Below are 5,302 nucleotides of genomic sequence, written 5' to 3'. Positions count from 1 at the left end.
CACGGGATCGGGGTTTCGCCGCGCATGTAGCTGTCGGCAAAATCATCGATCACTTCTTCGCGGAAGCGTGATTCGTAATCGAGCACGTAATAGGGAATGTCGATATCCTCGGCCACTTTGCGCGCATCATAAATATCGCGCCCGGCACAGCAGGATTTCGCACGGGTCGGGGCATTGGCCCCCATATCATAAAGCTGAAGCGTGATGCCCACCACGTCATAGCCTTCTGATTTCAGAAGGGCTGCAACGGCAGAGCTATCAACCCCACCCGACATGGCCACAACCACGCGGGTATCTTCCGGGGCTTTATCAAAGCCAAGAGAGTTCATGTTTCTCACCCATCCGTGGGTCAAGGCCACGGCGACAAGAGGTTAATCCAAAAAGGCAACGGGCGGCGCACACGCCACCCGCAAAATATCGTTCGGGCTTATATAGGCGATCTTGGCCTATTTTGCCAGATCAAGTCCCATCTGCCAAAAATCGGCTTCAAGGCGGCTTGCCATGGTAAAGGTTTCCACCAGCCCTTCGAGGCGGCGATGCCCGCCACGCGTGGCAACTGTGTGTTCAAGCAACTCGATCTCGGCCTTTGCCACGTCCTGAAATTCGTCGGACGCATACATTTCAATCCATGCCCGGTACGGATTGCCGTCAAGCACAGTATCAGAACTTGCCATCAGGCGGTTTGCGATTTCGGCATAGCCCACCATACAGGGCATCAGGGCCACCTGCAGGTCCACCACGTCCCCCTGATGACCCCGATCAAGCACATAGCGGGTATAGGTGATGCACGCTCGTGCCTCGGCCTCTGCGACGATATCGGCCTCTGACAGGCCCCAGCCTTTGCAGAAGTCCAAATGCAGGCTCATTTCCATATCAAGGATGGCATGCACGGTGCCGGAAAACTGGCGCATGGCATGCATGTCTTCGGCCTTATAGGCCGCCAGCGCATAGGCGCGCGCAAACTGGATCAGGAACAGATAATCCTGAATAAGGTAATGCTTGAACGCGGCTTCGGGCAATGTGCCATTGCCAAGCTGCTTGACGAAGTCATGGCAGACATAGCTTTGCCAGGCTTCGGGTGCGCAGGTGCGCAATTTGCCAAACAGACTGTCGACGGGGATGATGTCGGTGAAGGTGGCGGGTTTACTCATGCTGGTCCCTTCCCTGTTTATTCATGGTGGCTCAAACAAAAACGGACCAGCCCGCATGTTGCAGGCCGGTCCGCATTTTTGTGATCAGGGTGCAGGCCGTTTGGCGCACATCACACTCATCGAAATCAGTCGTCGCGCTCGTCGATCCAGGCCATCTGGATGGCTTCAAGAATCTTCTCGTTCGACTTCGAAGGATCGTCTTCAAAACCTTCAAGCTCGGTGACCCATTTATGCAGGTCGGTAAAGCGAAGGTTGAGGTTATCCTTGTCCGGATGGGCTTCCTCAAGCTCGATCGCGATGTCCTGAATGTCTGTCCAACGCATATCCGTCTCCTTTGACACCGGGCGGCAATGCGCCCGGTCAGCAGAAGGTGAAACTTACTTGTCGACCATCATGTTGCGGGTCGCGGACGGAAGTTTGACACGCAGACCGTCGAGCTCGTCGCTCATGATGATCTGGCAGCCAAGACGCGAGGTCTCGGTCAGGCCAAAGGCAAGGTCAAGCATGTCTTCTTCGTCTTCGGACGGTTCATCAAGCTTGTCAAACCAGTCATCTTCAAGAATGACGTGGCAGGTCGAACATGCCAGCGAACCTTCGCAAGCACCTTCAAGGTCAATGCCGTTCTTGTGGGCAGCTTCCAGAACAGACAGGCCGTCGGCGACTTCGAATTCCTTTTCGGTGCCATCCGGCTCGACAAAAACGATCTTAGGCATTTGTGCCTTTCTCCTCGGTAATACTTTTCGTTCGATCTCTGTTTATGCGCCCCGCGATACGGGTCGCTTATCCGGCCTGACCTTGGCGGTTGTCGGGGACAATCGCCGCAGTTCGCCGGTTTGTCAATTCCACCGGTGTCGATTAATTCACTTCCTAGTGAACTTCATCGACATTTTGCCCGGCAAGTGCCTGGCGGATCCGGCTATCCATACGGGCCTCGGCAAACGGACGCGATGCATTTTCAAGCGCCTCGGCGGCGTCATTGATCGCATCGCGGTTATCGCCTGCGGCGGCCGTTTCAAGATTGGCAATCGCCTGTTTGATATTGGCTTCGTCTTCCTTGGTCAGAAGGGCACGGTCGGCATTCATCGCGGCATTGACCGCCAGGATGTTGCGACGTGCTTCGACGCGGGCCTCGGTCAGGACACGCATTTCCATGTCTTCGCGGGCATGGACCATGCTATCGCGCAACATGGTCGCCATATCAGACTCATTGATGCCATAGGTCGGTTTGACCGCGACTTCCTGTTCAGTGCCGGTGGTTTCTTCGCGGGCCGAGACGGTCAGAAGGCCATCGGCATCGACATTGAACTGAACGCGAATACGTGCAGCGCCAGCTGCCATCGACGGAATACCGGTCAGGGCAAAGCGCGCAAGCGAGCGGCACTGATCAACCATTTCACGTTCGCCCTGCACCACATGGATCATCATGGCCGACTGACCATCCTGATAGGTGGTGAATTCCTGTGCCTTGGTGACCGGGATCGGCGTGTTACGGTCAATGACCTTTTCAACAATCCCGCCCATGGTTTCAAGCCCCAGCGACAGCGGCGTCACATCGAGAAGAAGGTTATCCGAGCCGCCCGTCAAAGCCTCTGCCTGAAGGGCAGCACCAAGAGCAACAACCTCGTCCGGGTCGATATCAGACAGCGGTTCCTGTTCAAACAGATCGGCCACCGCCTTGCGGACAGCTGGCACGCGGGTGGAGCCGCCAACCAGCACCACACCCTTGACGTCTTCGGGCAGGACATCGGCGTCATCAAGCACCTGTTCGGTGATGGCGGCCGTGCGGGCAACCAGCTTGGCGATCATCGCATCAAACTGTTCGCGCGTTACAGTGTGTTTGGTGTCCGTGCCATTGAGTGCCACTGTGACTTCGACACTGTCCTGATCGGTCAGGCTTTCCTTGACCGTCCGGGCGGCCTTCAGAAGGCGTTTGGCGTCCGATGCGTCAAGATCATCGGTGGCACCGCCATCCTTGCGCGCGGCCAGAAGATGTTCGGCAATGGCGTGATCGAAATCATCACCACCAAGGGCGGCATCGCCGCCGGTCGCCTTCACCTGGAAGACGCCCTTTTGCATTTTCAGAAGCGAGATATCAAAGGTGCCACCGCCAAGGTCGTAGACGGCATAAAGCCCCTCTGCCCCGTTATCGAGGCCATAGGCAAGGGCAGCCGCCGTCGGTTCATTGACCAGACGAAGCACTTCGATCCCGGCCAGCTTGGCGGCATCCTTGGTCGCGGTGCGGGCCCCATCGTCAAAATAGGCCGGGACCGTGATCACGGCCTTTTCGACCGGTTTATCAAGGCTTTCTTCGGCACGGGCACGCAGGGCACGCAAAATGTCGGCCGATACCTCCACCGGGGTCAGGACCCGATTACCGACATTGAGGCGCACCATCATCGGCTCGCCGTTTTCGGTTTCGGATTTTTCCGGCACTTCGACGTGATAAGGCAGCGTACCGGCGATTGTTTTGACATCCTCGATCCCGCGGCCCATCAGGCGCTTGACCGAGGATACCACACGGCTGGCATCGGTATTGATCTGATCACGGGCGGCTTCGCCGACAACCGGCATGTCATCGCCGTAATAGACGACAGAGGGCACAATCGCATTGCCACCGGATTTATCGCGCAGAACTTCAGGCTTTTCCGAGTTCGAGATTGCAACCACCGAGTTGGTGGTTCCAAGATCGATCCCGACAGCGATCTGGCGTTCTTCCTCGTGCGGGAGGGGTGTTTCGCCGGGTTCGTGGATTTTTAGCAGGGCCATCTTTACGTCCAGTCTTTTTCTATGATCAGGCAGCGGCAAGGCGCGATTTCTTCGCGCGCGCTTCCTCGGTCATTTTCACGAGATACCTCAGGCGGGTGGCCAGTTTTTTGGCCGCGTCATAGGATTTGTTGTCAAAGGCGGCACCAAGATCCTTTTCACAGGCACGCGCCTGTTTGCGGGTATCCTTGATCATCGCATCAATGGTGATTTTATCGGTCGCATCGTCAAGCGCCTCGCGCATTTCCATCGCTTCCATCAGAAGTTCCGGATCATTGACAGTATGGCCTTCGCCGCCTTCGGGCTCGTGCCCGGCCTGACGCAGCATATAATGCGCACGCGCCACCGGATTTTTCAGCGTCTCGAACGCTTCGTTCAGGCTTGCGGCCTGTTGCGATGACAGGGCCTGTTCGCGGCCGGATTTGGACGCGAACCGGTCAGGATGGAGCTTTTGTTGCTGCTTGAGGTAGGTCGCTTCCATCGCATCGACATCAACGTCAAAGGAACGCTCCAGACCAAAGCGGGTAAAATGATCCAGCTGGCCGGGGGCCTGAATGGCGTTGCAGGTTTCGCAAAACAGTGCGCTTGCGGCGACCGGCCCCTTACAGGACCAGCAAACCTTGTGCGCAGGTTGTTCGGTGTTGCTCACGCGATGCACTTCCGAGGATTAAAAGACAAAAACAAATCAGTTCAAAAGGCGATACGTGACCATAGCTTGGTCACGTCACCCTTTTCAGGCGATGGCCCCGGCGATCTCGCCAGGGCCATAACCATTCAGAAAGCAGGGAAAGCCCGGCCTGATCAAACGTGGAAGGATTCCCCGCAACCACAACGACCTTTTTCGTTGGGGTTCCGGAAAACAAAGCCTTCCTCCATCGTGTTGACCTCGTAATCCATCTCTGTGCCAAGCACGAACATGATGGCTTTGGGGTCGATCAGGATTCTCACGCCGTCGTCAAGTTCGACGACTTCTTCGAAGCCATCGGCACCATCGGCATATTCCAGCGTGTAGGACAGGCCCGAGCACCCTTTGCTGCGCACACCAAGCCGAATGCCGTGCGAAGGTTTCCCGCGGCTATCAAGCAGCGCCTTGATGTGATCAAGAGCGACCGGTGTGACAGAAATTGGTGACGGTAGAGCCATTTTATTCTCCCAAGATTCCGAAAACGATGGGGAGTGGGCGCTGCTTATTCAGCAGCGTCCACTTCCGCTGCGCCGTTTTTGGTTTTGTAGTCGCTGATTGCGGCTTTGATCGCGTCTTCAGCCAGGATCGAGCAGTGGATCTTGACCGGCGGAAGTGCAAGTTCCTCGGCAATCTGCGAGTTTTTGATCGAACCCGCTTCGTCAAGCGACTTGCCCTTGACCCATTCGGTGATCAGCGAGCTTGA

At 56.5% G+C, this 5,302-nt stretch carries 8 protein-coding genes; all 8 read right to left on the bottom strand.

Annotated features, from left to right (window positions below; all coding sequences use genetic code 11):
- The coding region (locus tag B3Z49_RS02975) for an asparagine synthase-related protein (RefSeq protein WP_296988137.1) at positions 1 to 329 on the bottom strand (329 nt) is incomplete at its 3' end.
- 117 nt (positions 330 to 446) lie between these two features.
- On the bottom strand, positions 447 to 1,151 hold the full coding sequence (tenA, locus tag B3Z49_RS02970) for a thiaminase II (protein WP_296988136.1): 705 nt from the start codon (positions 1,149 to 1,151) through the stop codon (positions 447 to 449).
- A gap of 125 nt (positions 1,152 to 1,276) precedes the next feature.
- Positions 1,277 to 1,474: a Fe-S cluster assembly protein IscX gene (iscX, locus tag B3Z49_RS02965; RefSeq protein ID WP_008890653.1), complete on the bottom strand. Its 198-nt coding sequence runs from the start codon at positions 1,472 to 1,474 to the stop codon at positions 1,277 to 1,279.
- Between the two features lie 54 nt (positions 1,475 to 1,528).
- Positions 1,529 to 1,864 carry a ferredoxin family 2Fe-2S iron-sulfur cluster binding protein gene (locus B3Z49_RS02960; RefSeq protein ID WP_008890652.1) on the bottom strand — a complete coding sequence of 112 codons (336 nt, stop codon included), beginning with the start codon at positions 1,862 to 1,864 and terminating at the stop codon, positions 1,529 to 1,531.
- A 154-nt stretch (positions 1,865 to 2,018) separates the two neighbouring features.
- The gene (gene hscA, locus B3Z49_RS02955; protein WP_296988134.1) at positions 2,019 to 3,917 is read right to left on the bottom strand and encodes a Fe-S protein assembly chaperone HscA; all 1,899 of its coding nucleotides are present in this window, start codon (positions 3,915 to 3,917) and stop codon (positions 2,019 to 2,021) included.
- 25 nt (positions 3,918 to 3,942) lie between these two features.
- Complete coding sequence (gene hscB / locus B3Z49_RS02950) at positions 3,943 to 4,563, bottom strand: Fe-S protein assembly co-chaperone HscB (protein WP_296988132.1); 621 nt, start codon at positions 4,561 to 4,563, stop codon at positions 3,943 to 3,945.
- A 152-nt stretch (positions 4,564 to 4,715) separates the two neighbouring features.
- A complete protein-coding gene (locus tag B3Z49_RS02945; RefSeq protein ID WP_008890649.1) occupies positions 4,716 to 5,057 on the bottom strand; it encodes a HesB/IscA family protein in 342 nt (113 codons plus the stop codon).
- Positions 5,058 to 5,101: 44 nt separating this feature from the next.
- Positions 5,102 to 5,302, bottom strand: a 201-nt coding sequence (locus tag B3Z49_RS02940) for an iron-sulfur cluster assembly scaffold protein (RefSeq protein ID WP_296988130.1), incomplete at its 5' end; no start/stop codon positions are given.

Source organism: Thalassospira sp. UBA1131 (assembly GCF_002311515.1).
In the GTDB taxonomy this organism is placed as follows: Bacteria; Pseudomonadota; Alphaproteobacteria; order Rhodospirillales; family Thalassospiraceae; genus Thalassospira.
Note: the sequence above shows the minus strand (reverse complement) of the source record. Positions and strands in the feature narration are given on the sequence as shown.

Excerpts from the sequence above, each read along its gene's own strand:
- iscX (WP_008890653.1), bottom strand. The coding sequence starts at position 1,474 with ATGCGTTGGACAGACATTCAGGACATCGCGATCGAGCTTGAGGAAGCC.
- hscA (WP_296988134.1), bottom strand. The coding sequence starts at position 3,917 with ATGGCCCTGCTAAAAATCCACGAACCCGGCGAAACACCCCTCCCGCAC.
- B3Z49_RS02945 (WP_008890649.1), bottom strand. The coding sequence starts at position 5,057 with ATGGCTCTACCGTCACCAATTTCTGTCACACCGGTCGCTCTTGATCAC.
- B3Z49_RS02960 (WP_008890652.1), bottom strand. The coding sequence starts at position 1,864 with ATGCCTAAGATCGTTTTTGTCGAGCCGGATGGCACCGAAAAGGAATTC.
- tenA (WP_296988136.1), bottom strand. The coding sequence starts at position 1,151 with ATGAGTAAACCCGCCACCTTCACCGACATCATCCCCGTCGACAGTCTG.